15 protein-coding genes and 1 riboswitch are annotated in these 17,766 nt (G+C 42.3%); of the genes, 13 read left to right on the top strand and 2 right to left on the bottom strand.

The window, feature by feature from the left end:
• The first annotated feature begins 274 nt into the window (after window positions 1-274).
• From gltB to B5771_RS01095, 11 genes are all read left to right on the top strand, one after another.
• Entirely contained in the window at window positions 275-4,837 is a 4,563-nt protein-coding gene (gltB, locus tag B5771_RS01145) for a glutamate synthase large subunit (RefSeq protein WP_088185894.1), read from the top strand.
• A 37-nt stretch (window positions 4,838-4,874) separates the two neighbouring features.
• On the top strand, window positions 4,875-6,356 hold the full coding sequence (locus B5771_RS01140) for a glutamate synthase subunit beta (RefSeq protein ID WP_088185893.1): 1,482 nt from the start codon (window positions 4,875-4,877) through the stop codon (window positions 6,354-6,356).
• Between the two features lie 195 nt (window positions 6,357-6,551).
• On the top strand, window positions 6,552-7,796 hold the full coding sequence (locus tag B5771_RS01135) for an FAD-dependent oxidoreductase (RefSeq protein WP_088185892.1): 1,245 nt from the start codon (window positions 6,552-6,554) through the stop codon (window positions 7,794-7,796).
• An 88-nt stretch (window positions 7,797-7,884) separates the two neighbouring features.
• Window positions 7,885-8,142: a hypothetical protein gene (locus B5771_RS01130; protein ID WP_088185891.1), complete on the top strand. Its 258-nt coding sequence runs from the start codon at window positions 7,885-7,887 to the stop codon at window positions 8,140-8,142.
• A gap of 259 nt (window positions 8,143-8,401) precedes the next feature.
• A complete protein-coding gene (locus tag B5771_RS01125) occupies window positions 8,402-9,808 on the top strand; it encodes a MurT ligase domain-containing protein (RefSeq protein WP_088185890.1) in 1,407 nt (468 codons plus the stop codon).
• Window positions 9,805-10,587 carry a glutamine amidotransferase gene (locus B5771_RS01120; protein WP_088185889.1) on the top strand — a complete coding sequence of 261 codons (783 nt, stop codon included), beginning with the start codon at window positions 9,805-9,807 and terminating at the stop codon, window positions 10,585-10,587. The genes B5771_RS01125 and B5771_RS01120 overlap by 4 nt, the downstream gene beginning before the upstream one ends.
• A gap of 248 nt (window positions 10,588-10,835) precedes the next feature.
• Window positions 10,836-11,114, top strand: a complete 279-nt coding sequence (locus tag B5771_RS01115; protein ID WP_047810879.1) for a ribbon-helix-helix protein, CopG family — start codon at window positions 10,836-10,838, stop codon at window positions 11,112-11,114.
• Window positions 11,111-11,461, top strand: a complete 351-nt coding sequence (locus B5771_RS01110) for a type II toxin-antitoxin system PemK/MazF family toxin (protein WP_014825820.1) — start codon at window positions 11,111-11,113, stop codon at window positions 11,459-11,461. Before B5771_RS01115 ends, B5771_RS01110 begins: the two co-directional genes overlap by 4 nt.
• Before the next feature lie 81 nt (window positions 11,462-11,542).
• Window positions 11,543-12,259, top strand: coding sequence for a gamma-glutamyl-gamma-aminobutyrate hydrolase family protein (locus tag B5771_RS01105; RefSeq protein ID WP_088185888.1), 717 nt, complete (start codon window positions 11,543-11,545; stop codon window positions 12,257-12,259).
• 474 nt (window positions 12,260-12,733) lie between these two features.
• On the top strand, window positions 12,734-12,958 hold the full coding sequence (locus B5771_RS01100) for an SHOCT domain-containing protein (protein ID WP_242966689.1): 225 nt from the start codon (window positions 12,734-12,736) through the stop codon (window positions 12,956-12,958).
• Between the two features lie 72 nt (window positions 12,959-13,030).
• Window positions 13,031-13,318, top strand: coding sequence for an SHOCT domain-containing protein (locus tag B5771_RS01095; RefSeq protein ID WP_172408116.1), 288 nt, complete (start codon window positions 13,031-13,033; stop codon window positions 13,316-13,318).
• Window positions 13,319-13,447: 129 nt separating this feature from the next.
• On the opposite strand, the gene B5771_RS01090 is transcribed toward B5771_RS01095, so the two are convergent.
• The gene (locus B5771_RS01090) at window positions 13,448-14,188 is read right to left on the bottom strand and encodes a precorrin-6A/cobalt-precorrin-6A reductase (protein ID WP_047810883.1); all 741 of its coding nucleotides are present in this window, start codon (window positions 14,186-14,188) and stop codon (window positions 13,448-13,450) included.
• A gap of 47 nt (window positions 14,189-14,235) precedes the next feature.
• Window positions 14,236-15,258 (bottom strand): HoxN/HupN/NixA family nickel/cobalt transporter, encoded by a 1,023-nt coding sequence (locus B5771_RS01085; RefSeq protein WP_047810884.1) that lies wholly within the window; start codon window positions 15,256-15,258, stop codon window positions 14,236-14,238.
• A 125-nt stretch (window positions 15,259-15,383) separates the two neighbouring features.
• Window positions 15,384-15,575: riboswitch (cobalamin riboswitch) on the bottom strand.
• Window positions 15,576-15,674: 99 nt separating this feature from the next.
• On the opposite strand from B5771_RS01085, the gene B5771_RS01080 reads away from it, so the two are divergent.
• Window positions 15,675-16,826, top strand: a complete 1,152-nt coding sequence (locus B5771_RS01080) for a metallophosphoesterase (RefSeq protein ID WP_047810885.1) — start codon at window positions 15,675-15,677, stop codon at window positions 16,824-16,826.
• Between the two features lie 65 nt (window positions 16,827-16,891).
• The gene (locus tag B5771_RS01075) at window positions 16,892-17,578 is read left to right on the top strand and encodes a FadR/GntR family transcriptional regulator (protein WP_047810886.1); all 687 of its coding nucleotides are present in this window, start codon (window positions 16,892-16,894) and stop codon (window positions 17,576-17,578) included.
• Window positions 17,579-17,766: the final 188 nt, after the last annotated feature.

Raw genomic sequence — 17,766 nt, 5'->3', positions numbered from 1 at the left:
TAGCCTCCTAAACGAAGGTATGCTCTGGGACAAATAGGTATAAAAGGAATTATAATGGCATAATTCCACATAGAAAAACAAAGTTTCAATAAAAATACATAATACATAAAAAATTATGGGTTATTCTAATGACTTGAATATGCTAAAATATAAATTACACTCAGGAAAGGATTGTTATATAGTAATAACAACTTTTCTTAAAACTGTAATGATTCTATTGAACATTTTATGTTAAAATTATTAATTAAATTGAAGTCCATAAAGGGTGGGTATTATGCAAAACTATCATTTACCAAATAAGCAGGGCCTTTATGATCCCGCGTTAGAACATGATGCATGCGGTATGGGATTCGTTGTTAATATCAAAGGGAAAAAGTCTCATGATATCGTTGAAGAGGCTTTAACAGTTCTGGAAAATTTAAGCCACAGAGGGGCAAGCGGTGCCGATGAAAATACCGGCGACGGTGCAGGGATCTTAATCCAGATTCCTCACAATTTTTTCAAAAGAGAATGTGAGGTTCTGGGCTTTGATTTGCCTGACAAAGGCGGCTATGGCGTAGGTATGATTTTTGCTCATAAATATAAAGACTTTCGCAAAACTCAAATGGAAACCTTTGAAAAGATTGTTTTAGAAGAAGGTCAGAGAATTTTAGGCTGGAGAGAAGTTCCCATCGACATGACGACCATCGGTGAAGGAGCAAAGGCTGTCATGCCGAGATTTATTCAGGTTTTCATAGCGAAGGATACAGCGATCACGGATCAAATGGATTTCGAACGGAAACTTTACGTTATCAGAAAACGGGCAGAAAAAGTTATCGTTCCGATGTGTGAGGATAAGGGTGGAACGTTTTATATCGCCAGTCTTTCCTCGAAGACCATCGTCTATAAAGGTATGCTTACGGCAGAACAACTTAGAAATTTTTATCTTGATCTTTCCGATCTGGATTTTGCCTCGGCCTTGGCTATGGTCCATTCGCGGTTTAGCACCAATACGTTTCCCAGCTGGGAGAGGGCCCATCCCAATCGGTATCTCGTTCACAACGGGGAAATTAATACCATTCGGGGCAATGTTAACTGGATGAAGGCGAGACAGAAATGTATTGATTCCCCTCTGTTTGACGATCTTTCTAAAGTATTCCCTATTATTGATGAATCTGGCAGTGACTCGGCGATGTTTGACAATAGTCTTGAATTTCTCCATCTCACTGGAAGATCACTGCCTCATTCGGTGATGATGATGATTCCCGAACCGTGGGAGAAGAACGATTTAATGTCTGAGACGAAAAAGGACTTTTACAGGTTTAATGACTTTCTTATGGAACCTTGGGATGGTCCGGCTGCGATGGCGTTTACGGATGGTGTTGTTGTTGGCGGTGTTCTGGATAGAAACGGTCTTCGGCCTTCGCGTTATTACGTAACAAATGATGATAAGGTAGTCCTGGCTTCTGAAGTGGGAGTCATAGACATTAAACCTGAAAATGTTAAATATAAAGGCCGCCTGGAACCGGGGAAGATGCTGCTTATTGATACAGAAGCGCAAAGAATTATCTCGGATGAAGAAATTAAAAGCAGTGTGGCGTCTTTACATTCATATAAAGAATGGAATGAACGTCATATCGTTCGGCTCAGCGATTTGCCCGTTGTAAAGACTGAGGAAGAAAAGGTATCGGAGAACCTAATTCAACTCCAGAAAGCTTTTGGCTATACCTTTGAGGATCTTACCAAAACTATGGAGCCTATGGCGATACAAGGTGTTGATCCCGTGGGGGCAATGGGTATGGATTCTCCTTTGGCGGTGTTATCTGAGAAACCGCAAATGTTATATTTTTATTTTAAACAACTGTTTGCTCAGGTTACTAATCCTCCAATTGACGGTATCCGAGAAGAGATTATTACTTCCGGTAGTATTCTTCTTGGGGATACAGGAAACCTATTGGATCCGGACCAAAGAAACTCCGCCAGCTTGGCCTTGGAACACCCCATCTTAACCAATGAACAGTTAAATACCATTAAGGCTCTTAATAATGACAAGTTAAAAGCAGTAACCATTTCAATATTATATAATGTTTCCGAGGGCTCAAAAGCTATGGAAAAGGCTTTGGATAAAGTCTTCCGGAAAGCCGATCAAGCGATCGGTGAAGGAGCTAATATTATTATTCTCTCTGACCGAGGGGTTAGTAAAGAATTTGCTGCTATTCCTGCTCTTTTAGCGTCCTCCGGACTTCACCATCATATGATTCGCAAAGAAATAAGAACCAATATCGGTATTGTCCTTGAATCAGGTGAACCCAGGGAAGTTCATCATTTCTGTACTCTTATTGGCTATGGTGTTACGGCCATTAACCCCTATCTCGCCTATGAGACTCTTAAGGATCTTGCTGAAAGAGGTTTATTGGATGGACTGAGTTATGAAGAAGCTAAAAAGAACTACATCAAGGCTTCTGTCAAAGGTATTCTCAAAGTCCTTACCAAGATGGGCATTTCTACGATGCGAAGTTATCACGGTGCTCAGATTTTTGAGGCAGTGGGTCTGAGAAAGGATCTTATCGAAAAGTATTTCACATCCACTCCTTCAAGAATTGAAGGGATTGGTTTGGAAGAAATTGCTTTAGAAAATCAGATGCGGCATGAAAGTGCTTATCTTGAAAACTCCCCTTACACGGATACTCTTGAAGTTGGCGGGTATTTTCAGTGCAAGGATGATGGAGAAATCCATCTTTACAACCCGGAAACAATCTATACGCTTCAGAAAGCATGCAGGGAAGGGAACTACCCTCTGTATAAGGATTTCTCGAAAAAGATTACTGAAGAGGGAATTTATACCTTAAGGAATCTCCTCGACTTTAAAGTAAATTCGGGAGATACAATTCCTGTTGAAGAAGTGGAATCTGTTGAGTCCATTGTCAAAAGGTTTAAGACCGGGGCGATGTCCTATGGTTCCATCAGCAAAGAAGCACACGAATGTTTAGCCATTGCCATGAATCGGCTGGGCGGAAAAAGTAACACCGGTGAGGGCGGAGAGGATCTCGAGCGGTTTACGCTGCTGCCTAATGGCGATTCCAAGAACAGTGCTATCAAACAGGTTGCCTCTGGACGTTTCGGTGTGACCAGCAACTATCTTGCTAATGCCAAAGAAATTCAGATAAAAATGGCTCAGGGAGCTAAACCCGGTGAAGGCGGCCAGCTTCCGGGACGCAAGGTTTATCCGGAGATAGCCAAAGTCAGACATTCTACGCCGGGTGTTGATCTTATTTCACCGCCGCCCCATCATGATATTTATTCTATTGAAGATTTGGCTGAGCTGATTCATGATTTGAAGAATGCCAACAAAGAGGCACGAATTAGTGTCAAGCTTGTTTCGGAAGTTGGCGTTGGAACTATTGCTGCCGGGGTGGCAAAAGGAAAAGCGGACGTCATTCTGATCAGCGGTTATGATGGAGGGACGGGAGCTTCGCCAAGAACCAGTATCAAAAATGCAGGTCTTCCCTGGGAACTGGGATTGGCTGAGACTCATCAAACCTTAGTACTCAATAAGCTGAGAGACAGGGTAGTTGTTGAAACTGACGGCAAGCTGCTTACAGGCAGGGATGTTGTGATCGCGGCTATGCTTGGGGCCGAAGAATATGGATTTTCGACGACACCTCTTATCGCTATCGGGTGTGTCATGATGAGAGTGTGCAATCTTAATACCTGTCCCGTCGGAATCGCAACTCAGGATAAAACATTAAGGAAAAACTTTAACGGTAAGCCTGAATACGTTGAAAACTTTATGCGTTTTGTTGCTCAAGAAATGCGTGAAATTATGGCGAAACTAGGCTTTAGGACTGTTGACGAAATGGTCGGGCGCACGGACAGACTAAAGACCAAAGAGATAATAAAAAATTGGAAAGCCGCTAATCTTGATTTGTCTCAAATTCTTTATCAGCCCTATGCCGGGGCCGATGTTGGTCGGTTTAATACGCAAAAGCAGAATCATATGCTGGAGAAATCACTGGATATTAAAAAGCTCCTCAGAATGTGCAAACCTGCCTTGGAAAACCAGAAACCGATTCGGGCGAAATTGAAAATCAATAATGTTGACAGGGTTGTTGGAACCATTGTTGGAAGTGAAATCTCCAAGAGATATGGTGAAAACGGGCTGCCGGAAGACACAATCAAATTAACCTTTGTGGGTTCGGCCGGTCAAAGCTTTGGAGCCTTTATTCCTAAGGGTATGTCCTTAGAGTTGGAGGGAGATGCCAACGATTATTTAGGCAAAGGACTTTCCGGTGGTAAAATTATCGTCTATCCCCCCAAAGCGTCAAACTTCCAGCCTGAAGAAAACATCCTGATCGGTAATGTGGCCTTATATGGAGCTACTTCGGGAGAAGCCTATATCAATGGGATCGCCGGGGAAAGGTTCTGTGTAAGAAACAGCGGGGTTAAAGCAGTTGTTGAGGGAGTAGGCGATCATGGCTGTGAATATATGACAGGCGGTAAAGTCGTTATCCTGGGTAAAACAGGAAGGAACTTTGCGGCAGGGATGTCCGGCGGGGTAGCCTATATTCTGGACTTTGACGAAATATACTGTAATAAATCGATGGTGTTACTGGAAACGATCGAATCTGAGGAAGAAATGAATGAAATCAAGAGCATGATTGAAAAACATGTTGAGTACACCGGCAGCCCCTTAGGCAAGAACATTCTTCTGGATTGGACAGGTTATGCTCAGAGATTCACCAAAGTAATACCTAAAGATTACAAACGTATGCTTCAAAACATTGATAAGGCTCATAAGGCGGGCTTAAACGGTGAGGAAGCCTTGATGGCAGCGTTCGAAGAGCATTTTAAAAATTAAAAAATTAAAGGACTATATGATTAAGGTGGGACTTACAATGGGAAAAGCGACTGGGTTTTTAGAGTATGAAAGAATAAATCCAAAAAAACGTTCTCCTGAAGACAGAATTAAAGACTGGGAGGAAATGCGCCTTCATCAGGACTCTGAGGTTATTAAAACTCAGGGAGCGAGATGTATGAATTGCGGAGTCCCTTTCTGTCAGGGCGGAGTTCTGCTCAACGGAATGGCTTCAGGGTGCCCTTTGCATAATCTTATTCCTGAGTGGAATGAGCTGGTTTATAAAGGTCAATGGGAAGAGGCCTATAAAAGACTGACGCGCACCAGCCCTTTCCCGGAATTCACCTCAAGAGTCTGCCCGGCACCTTGCGAAGGCGCTTGCACAGAAGGCTATATTCTGGAACCTGTGACCGTTAATAGTATTGAGTATGAAATTATTGAAAGGGCTTTCGCAGAAGGATGGGTTCGCCCTAAAAACGCTAAAAAGACAGGAAAGAAGATTGCCATTGTCGGCTCAGGGCCGTCAGGGATGTCGGCAGCCTATTATTTAAATGCTGTTGGCCATGATGTAACCGTCTATGAAAGGAACGACAGGGCTGGCGGACTGATGATGTATGGCATTCCCAACATGAAGCTTGATAAACGAGTCGTGGAACGACGTCTTGAGCTGATGAAAGCTTCGGGAATTCAATTTGTGTTGAATACTGAGGTAGGCAAAGATATCCCTGCTCAGGAACTCGTGAACCAATATGATGCGGTTATACTATGTGCCGGAGCTGCCAAGGCACGGGGACTCAATGTTGAGGGTAATGATTTAAAGGGAGTTTACTATGCGGTAGATTTTCTCAAAGCAAATACCAAGAGTCTTCTTGATTCCAATCTTCAAGACGGCAGTTATATAACCGCTAAAGACAAAGATGTTATTATTATTGGCGGAGGGGACACAGGGACCGACTGTGTGGCTACGTCCCTGCGACACGGCTGCAAGAGTGTTCAGCAATTTGAAATTATGCCTGAACCTCCTGAAAAACGCAGAGAAGCTTCGAATCCATGGCCGGAATGGCCGCTTAAGCTTAAAGTTGATTACGGTCAGGAAGAGGCCATAAATCTCTATGGCAAGGACCCTAGAAATTATCTCATTTCGACTAAAAGAATCGTTGGGAATGAGAATGGAGAAGTCAAAGAGGTTCATACTGTAGAGATCACCTGGGTTAAGAATGATTCTGGAAGAATGGTGCCTCAGGAAGTGCCAGGCAGTGAGAAAGTGTGGAAAGCTGACATCGTTCTTCTGGCTATGGGCTTTTTGGGTCCGGAAGATACCATTCCCGCTGAACTTAAACTGGAGAGGGATTCCAGAAGTAATGTGAAAGCCGAATATGAGATTTTTGAGACGAATGTAGAGAAAGTCTTTGTCGCAGGCGATATGAGAAGAGGTCAGAGCCTTATTGTTTGGGCAATCCAAGAAGGTAAGCTTGCTGCTCGAGAAGTTGATAAATATCTCATGGGCAAAAGTGTCCTATAGGCGATTTTATTATTGCTCAATAACATTTTCCCCCAGACTGAAAATTAGTTTGGGGGATTTTTATCCGGTTTTTAAGGCCCCCACTTTTATAAGATTCATAAATCCTTACCTTGAATAATAGAAATAGAAGATTAGGGTTTACAAGGTGTTTATCTTACTGATGAGTCTTTGAGGGAAAAGAGGAGGTAACGGCGAATGAATTATGTTGTTGTGGGAAATTCGGCGGCGGCTATCGGAACTGTTGAAGGGATTCGCAGCGCCGATAAAAATGGTAGGATCACGTTAATTTCGGACGAGCCTTACCATACATATTCACGGCGTCTGATTTCCTATTATCTTTCCGAAAAGCTGCCTGTTTCTAAAACGTATTATCGTCCCAAGGATTATTATCAGCGGTTGGATATTGTCCCCAGGCTTGGTGAACGAGTTAGCGCGTTAAAGCTTGAAGATAAACTTGTAGTTCTGGAATCGGGAGAAACTATTCCATATGATCGCTTGATGCTGGCTACTGGCGGAAAACCCATTATGCCTAACATACCCGGCTGTGATTTGAAAGGCGTACATACATTTATAAAATGGGATGACGTCCTGGGCTTGGAAAAAACAGTGGCACCGGGAAAACGAATCGCGGTTATCGGGGCAGGACTGACTGGCTTGAAGGCTGCGGAGGCTCTAATCAAATGCGGGGTTGATGTTACTGTGGTTGAACTTGCCGGGCAGGTTTTAAATACAGTTCTAGATGAGCCCGCTGCCTATCTTGTTCAAAAAAAGTTAGAAGATCATGGAATAAAGTTCTGCCTTCGTAATGTAGTCACGGGGATTATAGGAAGGAAAGGGAAGGTGTTGGGAGTATCTATTCAAGGAATAACTCTTAAATGCGGGCAAGTAATCTTAGCCCTTGGGGTAAGTCCGAATATTGATTTAGTTAAAGATACACAGATACAAGTTAACCGTGGAATACTTGTGAATGAGCATATGGCAACGAGTGTGGCAGATGTTTATGCCGCCGGTAATGTTGCTGAAGGATATGATACTATTTATCGGCAGCGGAGGGTATTCCCTATATTAGCCAATGCGTATAAGCAGGGCTTTAATGCCGGTTTAAATATGAGCGGCAATGTTAGATCCTATTGCGGCAGTTTTGCGATGAATTCCATTGGCTTTTTTGATTTACCTATGATTACTGCCGGTATTTTGAAACCTGAGGGAGAAGGGTTCGTCGAATTGGTTGATTCTCCATCCCCCGAAAATTATCGCAAAGTCGTTTTAAGGGAGGGGAGAATTGTTGGGTATACAGCCTTAAATAAGGTGGACGGTGCCGGGAGTATTTCAGAACTCATGGAAAAAGAAATAGATGTGAGTAATTTTCAGGAACAATTGTTTAAAGAAAACTTTGACCCGATTAATTTTCTTCAAGAAGTTAAAAGAGAAACGTTATAAACCAAGAGTGACACATTTTGAGTAAATAAGGTATTGGACGGTATAAAACTTTGAGCTGACACATAAGTTCTGGCAAGGGGGGAGTGTCATGGCCTCTTTGGATCTGACAACTTGGATGAGTTATGCCTTTTTTATGCTTTGCCTGATACTTGGCTGGGGTGCTGCTGGAGTCCTGGATTATGACGGAATCTTACGCCGTTCGACGTCCCGATTGAGGAGAATTCTTTTAAGATTTGGCGTGACTTTGGTGCTCGCTGAAGGATTTCGCCTGTTTCTCAGTTTTGTTTTGGGCCCATTGTTAGATATGTTAGTGAATCAGAGCATTAATGGTTTTAAAGCGTTCTAAGCCGGTAATTGATACATATACACATAAATACCAAAAGGCTGAAGCAGGCTGCCTAGTTTTATTGCCGAGTAACGAGGGATTGGTAACAAACTAATTTTTGTTTGTTGCCAATCTCTTTTTTCTAACGGATCTCTATGCTGCAAAGCAGCACCACTGATGAAGGAAAAAATGCATTTGAAATGTTTGCTGGGATATCATTTTGGTTGATAATACAAATATGCGTGCTAAAATGAATAGGATAACAATTAAAGGAGTAATTATGAAACGGACATGGCGTTTTTGGGTTGCCCTATGGGTGGGTAAACTCATCACAATAGGTTTGCAAATCAGCGGAAAAAAAGGGACAACATTACCAGGAAAAATTGCCCAGAAGATAGCCCCAGAGATTATGAAACATTTATCCGCCTCCTATACAGAAGGAATCGTGATTGTCACCGGTACTAATGGTAAAACAACCACGGCTAATTTATTAGCGAGTATTTTACGCGAGGCGGGGAAATCCTTTGCCTTTAATCAAGCCGGAGCAAACCTTGTTACGGGTATTACCGGCGCTTTGCTGCAGAACACTCAATGGAATGGTTCCTCAAGTACCAAGCTCGCTTTGTTAGAGGTAGATGAGGCTACTGTACCTAAGTTTTGTGGACAAGTAACTCCCAGCTTGGCAATTGTGACTAATTTCTTTCGGGATCAGCTTGATCGATATGGTGAATTAGATACTACGGTGCATTTGGTCAAAGAATCATTATCGCCAGAAACTCTACTCATTCTTAATGCCGATGATCCTCTAGTGGCTCAATTTGGATTAGGTTCTGTGCGAACCTGCTTTTATGGTGTTGAATCGACGCCTGATAGTTGCCTTGAGAGTCATGAAACCAGGGAAGCTAAGTTTTGTCCTGCGTGTGGTATTGAACTTAAATATTCCCTCTTTCACTATGGGCAGTTGGGGGTCTATCATTGCCAGGGGTGCGGATTTCATCGCCCTGAGCCACATGTTTTAGCACAAAATGTCGTTGCCGAGGACGATCTGCTAAACTTTCAGGTGGGCGCTGCTGCCTTTTCTACCTCTTTGCAAGGTTATTATAATCTCTATAATGCATTAGCCGCGTTAACTGCAGCGCGTCAGCTCGGAATAGAAGATGGCCTGATTGCAAAAGGATTACGGGAGTTTATTCCTCAAGCTGGGCGTATGGAGCGCTTCAGGCTCACGGGAGGAGAGGTTACCTTAACTCTTGTTAAAAATCCAACAGGGTTTAACCAAGTTATCCAAACGATTCTTAGTGCGGACAAATCGTTAAGGATTATGATAGGAATTAATGATTTAGCAGCTGATGGACGGGACATCTCTTGGCTTTGGGATGTCGACTTTGAACGCTTGGGGATGCGGGAGGAACGGATACAACATATCATTTGCAGCGGACTTCGGGCAGAAGATATGGCCCTGAGGCTTAAATATGCGGGAATTCCTGAAGATAAACTTGTAATTGAACATTCCTTGCCTGCGGCTGTCAATTTGCTGCAGCAAGGCCGTCGGGGAGATGAGGCAGCTTTCTTATTGCCTACATATACCTTGCTTTTTACTCTGCGTGAACTATTGGCCGAACAACAGCAGAAAGCTGGCTTAACAGTTATTGAGGACAGAACTCGAAAGGAGGGGGCCGGAACATGAAGCTAACGATTTGTCATCTTTATCCGGATTTGCTCGATCTCTATGGCGACCGGGGTAATATTTTAGCCTTAGCTGCACGCTGCCGTTGGCGAGGGATTGAATCTGAAATCCAAGAAGTTTCCTTAGGAGAAAGCCTGGATTTTACAGGAATGGATATTCTTTTTCTCGGAGGCGGCTCAGACCGCGAACAAGGTATACTAGTTCAGGATTTAATGCGCAGAGAAAAAGACCTGCGCCAAGCCATTGAAAATGGCTTGGTAGTTTTAGGTATTTGCGGCGGATATCAAATGCTGGGGAACTATTATCAAATGGCGGGTGGAGAGAAAATTCCTGGATTAGGTATCCTTGATCTTTGGACGATTGCCGGTACGAAACGTTTAATCGGAAACGTTGTTGCTGAATTACACCCAACTGCCTTAAAAATTGACCCAGAGTCCAATCTTGCCCGGGATAATTCTGAGCCTAAATTAAGGACATTAGTTGGTTTTGAAAACCACTCAGGCAAAACGTATCTTGGTAAAGGGGTTAGCCCATTGGGAAAAGTTTCGGTGGGTCACGGTAACAATGATCAGGATGGAACGGAAGGGGTCCGATACCGTAATGTTTTCGGGACTTATCTGCATGGTCCGCTTTTGCCGAAGAATCCACATCTTACGGATCTATTGCTGGAGCTTGCCCTGATCAGGCGAGGTTTTGACAGTTGCTTGACAGAACTTGATGATTATTTAGAAACCCTTGCCCATAAAACGATGGTTAATAAGCTTTTGAAGCAAGCATAGATTTCGGCAGATCATCGATTTCGAACAAAAATGAGTATATCAAGCATGCTATACTGGTATACTATCTATAGATTCAATGATTTATTAGTAAAAATTGCTTAATACCATGCTTTACCAGAATTTACATGACGAAATAGTTCTATTTTCGCGGTGATTTAGCTTAATTACTCTTCATGTTCGTTGACACTTTTTTGTGTTATTGTCTATAATAGAGTATAGCTTTGGCTAAAAGACTTGGGGGTGCTAATGTGGCAGAGAGTAAGCGGATTATGATCAGTTTGCCGGAGAGTTTGCTTGCAGAAGTGGACGGAATCGTCACAGTGGAGAAACGTAATCGCAGTGAATTTATCCGAGAAGCGCTCAACAGCATTCTTCATGAACGTCGAAAAAAAGGAATCCAGGAACAAATGCGCAAAGGTTATATCGAAATGGCTCAGTTGAATTTGTCGATAGCAAGAGAACTGTTCTCAACGGAACAAGAAGTGTTAGAGTACTATGAAGAATCGATGGTGGAGTGTCGGAGATGATCATAAAGCGCGGGGAAATTTATTACGCAGAACTTAACCCCGTTGTCGGCTCTGAACAGGGAGGAACTCGTCCGGTCCTCGTGATTCAAAACGACATAGGGAATCAATTCAGCCCGACCACAATAATTGCTGCGATCACATCACAAATAGCAAAGGCAAAGTTACCTACACATGTTGAAGTAAGAGCTCGACGCAGTGGTTTAGAGCGAGACTCCGTCATTCTTACCGAACAAATTCGAACCATCGATAAAAGTCGCCTGAAGGAGAAAGTGACAGTTCTCGATGAAGAAGTGATGCTTAGGGTGGATCAAGCCATTGAGATTAGTCTTGGGTTGGCTGATATATAGAAAATTGTTTTTGAACACGAGGCAGCGTAGCGGCGATGAACCGACGCTGTTTTTGTATTCTTAGAGGGGAGATTAAGAATAATGGGAAGACAACGACCTGTGATAGGGATTACTGCTGCACATTATTCTGAAGAATTAAAGTCGTTTCCGCGGGCCTTTTATGTGGACAGTATTCGAAACGCTGGAGGAACTCCGATTATTCTGCCGCCGGTTCAGAATAGCGAAGAAAGCCGAGAGGTTTTAGATCTTATAGATGGTTTATTATTAACTGGTGGAGGAGACATTTCTCCTACCTATTTAAAAGAAGATCCTCAGCGCGGAGTTGAAGCTTGCTTTCCTGAAAGGGATTTTAGCGAGCTGTTGTTGGCGAAGGGGGCTATGCAGCTGGATTTACCTCTTTTAGGAATTTGTCGAGGAATTCAGGTATTAGCAGTTGCAGCCGGCGGGAAAATCTACCAAGATATTCCAACCCAGTATCCTGAAGCGATCGAACATAAACAAACTGCGCCCCGTCAATACACATGGCATAGTATTGAAGTAAAGCAAACGTCTTTGCTTTTTACGCTGTTGAAGAAGACGGGCATTGATGTCAATAGTCTCCATCACCAAGCTGTCCGTGAGATCCCCTCAGGCTTTCAGATAAATGCCCAGGCAGTAGATGGTATCATTGAGGGAATTGAAAAAACGGCCGCCAAGTTTTGCTTGGGAGTTCAGTGGCATCCTGAAAGCTTGCTCGAAACTGAGAAACATAGTCGTGCTCTATTCAGTGGATTTATTGAAGCATGTATTGACAAATAGACATTTGTAGATAGAGATAAGGTTATGCGGTATTTTTCAAAAATGAGAGAGGGAAGCAATGCTTCCCTCTCTCATTTTTGAAAAATACCTGGCAAACAAGCTATTGGCTTGCCGTCCATAGCAGGTATTTTTCCCATTTTCGGATGCGTTTTAAAACGCAAACTCAATGTCAGCTCTTGCATAGTTTAAAGCAGATTAGTTATATTGTCAAATTAATTATTATTCATAAGAAATTCACAAGTTTTTCACGAGAATGTCGCATTAAACGCTTAAACTTAAGTCATAGAAACCGCTGAATATCCCTAAGTCTTAAAAGGAAAAAGTCTACGAATTTGAGGAGGGCTGAAAATAAGTTAAAACAAAGTAAGGCTTAGTTGTTAAAGAAGGAAAATTGGGCAAGATAAAATCGAGACTAAAAATGCATAGGTTTCAGTTTAAGCATGGCTAGGGCTAGAAGATAAAGGGGGAATTATGATGTTTGGCTTAATAATTTTATTGATTATTGCTTATTTTATCTATAAAGAATCACATTCCGGAGAGTTGTTTGGGGGGCATCCTGCTCATACCTGTAATCCTCTGGATATCCTAGATGAACGCTACGCACGTGGTGAGATTAGTCGAGAGGAGTATTTTGAACGTAAAGCGGGGCTGAGCGGGCGCAAACATACTGTTTCTCTTGAAAAGACCAATCAGGAGTAAGATGGATTTCGAAGTTCGTATTAGTAAAATAGTCATATTCTTGGTGTATTCAAATTTAAAGGAGGAATTTATATGATGAGTGGTTGGGGACACATGATGGGCGGCTGGGGTAATGGCTATGGTTACGGAGGTTACAGCGGCTACGGAATGGGGATGATGGGCTTTTTTATGCCTTTGATATTTGGAATCGCCATTATTTTACTCGCTGTCTATTTCTTCCGCCGCAGTAAGTCAAGAGTTCAGTCTCAGGGATTTAGCACCCATAATAGCGCCCTGGATATACTGCGTGAACGTTATGCACGAGGAGAGATTGATTCCGCTGAATTCCAAAGCAAAAAACAAGATTTGGAAAGCCGCTAGTATTTGGTTTGTCAAAAAAGAAGCATCACATTACAAATCGGCCTGCTGATGGATAATCATTGGCAGACCGATTTTGTTATTCTGTCAAGCAACGGTTCGCTTTCGCTAAGGCTCAGAGAAGCAGGGCTTTCAAGTGAGTGCGTGATTGGAAAATTTTTGATCCAGCCAATTAAGTAATTCTTGAGGGCTGTTTACGGTTAAACCATTATTGGTTTTTGCTTTTCTGACCAGAACTATATCCAAACCAAGCTCTAAAGCTGCCGAAATCTTTGTGTCTGTCCCTCCGGCGAGACCACTGTCGCGTGTTAGAACAATATCTGCGCCATAAAACTTAAAAAGGGCTTTATTAATTTCTTTGGAAAATGGGCCTTGCATTGCCACAATATCCCGGGGATGTAAACCGGCTTCCCGACATTTTTGCACTAAATGCCCTTCGGGTAAAATTCTTGCCACGAGACGCACTGATTGGGCAAAAGAACTACTGGTAATTGATTGAAGCTGATGGCTTCCTGTTGTAATAAAGACGGTAATTGTCCGGTCTTTTAGCTTGCGCAAGGTGTTAATACGTTGCTCAAGCAGGACTAGAGCTTCTTCCCAATGGTAGACAGGGAAAATTAAAGGGCTGGAGGGAACTTTAGTTTCCGGCCGCTCTAAGCGGATAAAAGGAATGTTCAGTTCCTCGCACCGACGTCGTAAAGCAGTAAATTTACTGCTCACAGAAGGGTGACTTGCATCAATAACTAATGCTGGATGAGATGGCAGGGGAGTTTCTTCAGACCAGTATTGTCTCTGAATAACATCAATTTTTCTAGCGGTTAGCTGTGTATTTAATTCACGTGCTGCTGCAGATTCCCCCAAAAGAATGATCATGTTTGTTAACCTCCGTTAGTGATCAATAGCAATAGCGCGAAGGGGAATTAATTCAGGCAATTTTCTAAATCCATAACTTTCCATATGATATAGGAAACTGCCCAAGTAATAACAAAAAGACCGACAAGTATGTAACCGATAGAACCAAAGTTGAGACTTTGGATCCAGACCCAAAAACTGCTATGATAACCCAGCTTGGTTGAGAGTATCTGAGCAAGTTCAATAATACCAATGACGAGGGCGGCAATAACCGATAAACCTGTAACCGAAAGATTATAATAAATTTTGCGCAGAGGGGTAGAAAAAGCCCAATGATATGCTGTCGTCATAAAAACCCCGTCTGCTGTATCCATCAAACTCATGCCTGCAGCAAATATAACAGGCAGAGAAAGAATTGCTGTCATGGGCATGCCTTTAGTACCGAGTGTAGCAGAAATGGCCAGTAAAGCAACTTCCGAAGCTGTATCAAAACTAAGCCCGAAGAGAAAGCCTAAAGGATAAACATGCCAGCTTTTATTTATAAATCGATAGAGGGGTTTAAAAAAACGGCTTACGAATCCTCGATTCAATAAAAGTTCGTCAAGGTTTTCTTCGTCAAATTCACCTTGACGCATTCTCTTGAAAAAGCCAAAGATATCAAACCAAATGTAAAGATTAAACAGTCCTATAAGCAAAAGAAATCCTCCGGCAACTGCGGTTCCTATTATACTGGCGAAATTTTGTATTTGGGGGATGTTTTGTTGTGCCCAATGCATAGAAACAGCAGTAATGATGGACATGATACAGACAACGGTTGAATGACCAATCGAGAAGAAAAAGCCGACCCCCATAGGGTCTTGTTCTTGTTGAATCATTTTGCGAACTGTATTGTCTATGGCCGCAATATGGTCCGCATCAAAGGCATGACGCAGGCCTAAGGTATAGGCGAGAAAAGCAAATCCCAGTAACTGAGGAAATTGTTTTAAATTTAATAGCAGCATGATTATACCTAGCAAGTGTATACCAGTCACAGAAACTCCATAAGGAAGCCAGCGGTGACGATCCCAAATATCTTTGGCGGCGTTATTCATAGTCTCTCTCTCCTAATAAGTAATTCATTGCATTGTTCAACCGCGTCAGACAAAACGAAAAGCCCGTCTCCTAAGAGAAGGGCTTAAAGATAATACAAATATATACCCCCTAACATTCCCGTAGGTAGTTTGGCTTAAGAATAAGCAGGTCTCCTGGCTCAAGATCATTATCAACTCACGTCTTCCCAGGTTTGTCCCAGTGACATTGTGTGAATTGATTCCCTTTTACAGTGGCGGGCACCGCGTCAGCCTTTAACTGACTTTCCTTTTCAATCCTTTTCCCTCAGGAAGGGATCACTTATTCCTAACTATTTAGTTAATTCTAATAATAACATGAATGAAGTGATTTTGTACAGCAAGTTCATTAAATGTAAACCTTGTGTTATAGTTATAAAATCGGGGGTGAAAGTGTTTAAATGATTAATCCGTTTTTCATTCTAATAGGAGTTGTTTTCTTTCTTGTCTATGGAGGAATTAATTATTATATCGGCCTGCGTGGCTGGCAAGCTTTATTTAGCTATGTCCCCTTTATTCCTCTAAAAGTTTATTGGCTTGTTTTTGGGCTGATTTCATTGTCCTATTTAATTGCCCGCTTTTTGCAAAAATATCTGCCGCAGGGGCTTTACGAAGGGTTAAATCTCATTGGGGCCTATTGGATGGCCTTTATGTTTTACTTTTTATTAATCATTGCTGCCATCGATCTCATGCGTTTAGTAAACTATAGTTTTCATCTTATTCCTCTGAAGGAGGGTCTAAATCCGGCTTTCGGATTGGCGATCTTCGTTCTTGTGCTGGGAATTGTAGGCTACGGGGCCTGGAATGCGCGAAACCCGCGCATAAATCATTATGATATTACAATAGCCAAACAGGCGGGCTCGCTGAAACAATTGCATGTTGTGATGGTATCGGATATCCATCTCGGTACGATCATTCATAATAGTTATCTTACTAAGATGGTTGGGATGATCAATCAATTGCAGCCTGACCTTGTACTGTTTGCGGGCGACGTATTTGACGAGAATGTTGAAGCGGTTAATAAGCAGGAAATGACGGAAGCCTTTGAAAAATTGAAAGCTCAGTACGGGGCCTTTGCCGTGTTGGGCAATCATGAGTATATTGGAGGAAATGCTGAAGAAGCCGTCAAATATTTGGAGGCAGCAGGTGTAAGAGTTTTGAAGGACAGCAGTCAGGAAATCGATGGAAGTTTCTATTTAGTTGGCAGAGATGATCGATCCGGAGCTCGTTATAATGGGGTTCAGAGAAAATCTCTACAGACCTTGCTTCAGGGAGTTAATCACTCTCTGCCTATTATCGTTATGGATCATCAACCATTACAATTGGAGGAACCTGTTCAGCAAGGGGTTGACCTACAGCTATCAGGGCATACTCATGCAGGACAGTTGTTTCCGATTCGCTTAATTACTCGCCGAATCTTTGAAGACGATTGGGGCTACCTTAAAAAAGGAAACTTTCAACTCATCGTTTCCTCAGGATATGGAACGTGGGGCCCGCCAATTAGGTTGGGAAATACACCTGAAATTGTAGATATCACTATTAAGTTTAAGTAGTCCAGTTGTTAACTGAATGAAGTTTCTTGGCAGATGACCGGATTTTTCTGAAAAGGAGGCAGATGATGGCTAGGGAAGGCAGAAGCTTAGTGGAGGATGTCGCGGAAGACATCCTGGCAATGATTACTATCGACAAAAAATTTTCAGCAGGTGATAAGCTTCCCAATGAGAATGAGCTTGCAGGAAAATTACAAGTGAGTCGTACGACACTGCGAGAAGCTATTCGCATCTTAATTGCTCATAATGTTTTGGAAATCCAGCGTGGTAAAGGAACTTATGTCAAAGACAACCTGGATTTGAACAAGGCATATGGCTTAAAAGAGCTTTCTGCATTTAAACCAGATATCCAAGATCTCTACGAAATGCGGCTCATTTTTGAACCGCAATCGGCTTATTATGCCGCAAAACGTGCAACTGATAAAGAACTTGAGCGAATTTTGTATTATGGCAAGTTAGAAGAAGAACTGATCATTAAAAAAGAAGATCGAACTGAAGTAGAACAGGCCTTTCATCAAGCCATTGCTAAAGCGACCCATAATGAGTTTATGAATCAACTGATGCCTGTTCTTTATCAAGCTATCAACAAAGGAGTTCCTTTGTCAGATACCAATGAAGAAATGGTTCGCAATACGCTAAATGATCATCGCATGATTATGGAATTTTTGGCAGCTCGAGATGCTGAGGGAGCTAAAACTGCTATGAAGCTGCATATTATTCATGCTATGAGAGGTTTTGGATTTGTGGAAGATTAAACATAGTTTCGAACTTTTTTTCTGAGATTTATCCAATCGTAAGACTCCCACTTCTTGTAAGGAGGCCACTGAAAAAGTCCCATTATAGTAAGAAGGTGTAGCACCTCAAAATACTGAGGAAGTTATACCTTTTTTGCTTTATAATTATAGTATCAATTACATGTAGGTGAGCAGTACTATGATTCAAA

This window comes from Desulfosporosinus sp. FKA (assembly GCF_002196785.1).
In the GTDB taxonomy this organism is placed as follows: Bacteria; Bacillota; Desulfitobacteriia; order Desulfitobacteriales; family Desulfitobacteriaceae; genus Desulfosporosinus; species Desulfosporosinus acididurans.
Note: the sequence above shows the minus strand (reverse complement) of the source record. Positions and strands in the feature narration are given on the sequence as shown.

Coding starts and splice junctions, on each gene's coding strand:
- gltB (WP_088185894.1), top strand. CDS start 275: ATGCAAAACTATCATTTACCAAATAAGCAGGGCCTTTATGATCCCGCG.
- B5771_RS01080 (WP_047810885.1), top strand. CDS start 15,675: ATGATTAATCCGTTTTTCATTCTAATAGGAGTTGTTTTCTTTCTTGTC.
- B5771_RS01130 (WP_088185891.1), top strand. CDS start 7,885: ATGGCCTCTTTGGATCTGACAACTTGGATGAGTTATGCCTTTTTTATG.
- B5771_RS01100 (WP_242966689.1), top strand. CDS start 12,734: ATGTTTGGCTTAATAATTTTATTGATTATTGCTTATTTTATCTATAAA.
- B5771_RS01105 (WP_088185888.1), top strand. CDS start 11,543: ATGGGAAGACAACGACCTGTGATAGGGATTACTGCTGCACATTATTCT.
- B5771_RS01095 (WP_172408116.1), top strand. CDS start 13,031: ATGATGAGTGGTTGGGGACACATGATGGGCGGCTGGGGTAATGGCTAT.
- B5771_RS01090 (WP_047810883.1), bottom strand. CDS start 14,188: ATGATCATTCTTTTGGGGGAATCTGCAGCAGCACGTGAATTAAATACA.
- B5771_RS01110 (WP_014825820.1), top strand. CDS start 11,111: ATGATCATAAAGCGCGGGGAAATTTATTACGCAGAACTTAACCCCGTT.
- B5771_RS01135 (WP_088185892.1), top strand. CDS start 6,552: ATGAATTATGTTGTTGTGGGAAATTCGGCGGCGGCTATCGGAACTGTT.
- B5771_RS01120 (WP_088185889.1), top strand. CDS start 9,805: ATGAAGCTAACGATTTGTCATCTTTATCCGGATTTGCTCGATCTCTAT.
- B5771_RS01125 (WP_088185890.1), top strand. CDS start 8,402: ATGAAACGGACATGGCGTTTTTGGGTTGCCCTATGGGTGGGTAAACTC.
- B5771_RS01085 (WP_047810884.1), bottom strand. CDS start 15,258: ATGAATAACGCCGCCAAAGATATTTGGGATCGTCACCGCTGGCTTCCT.
- B5771_RS01140 (WP_088185893.1), top strand. CDS start 4,875: ATGGGAAAAGCGACTGGGTTTTTAGAGTATGAAAGAATAAATCCAAAA.
- B5771_RS01075 (WP_047810886.1), top strand. CDS start 16,892: ATGGCTAGGGAAGGCAGAAGCTTAGTGGAGGATGTCGCGGAAGACATC.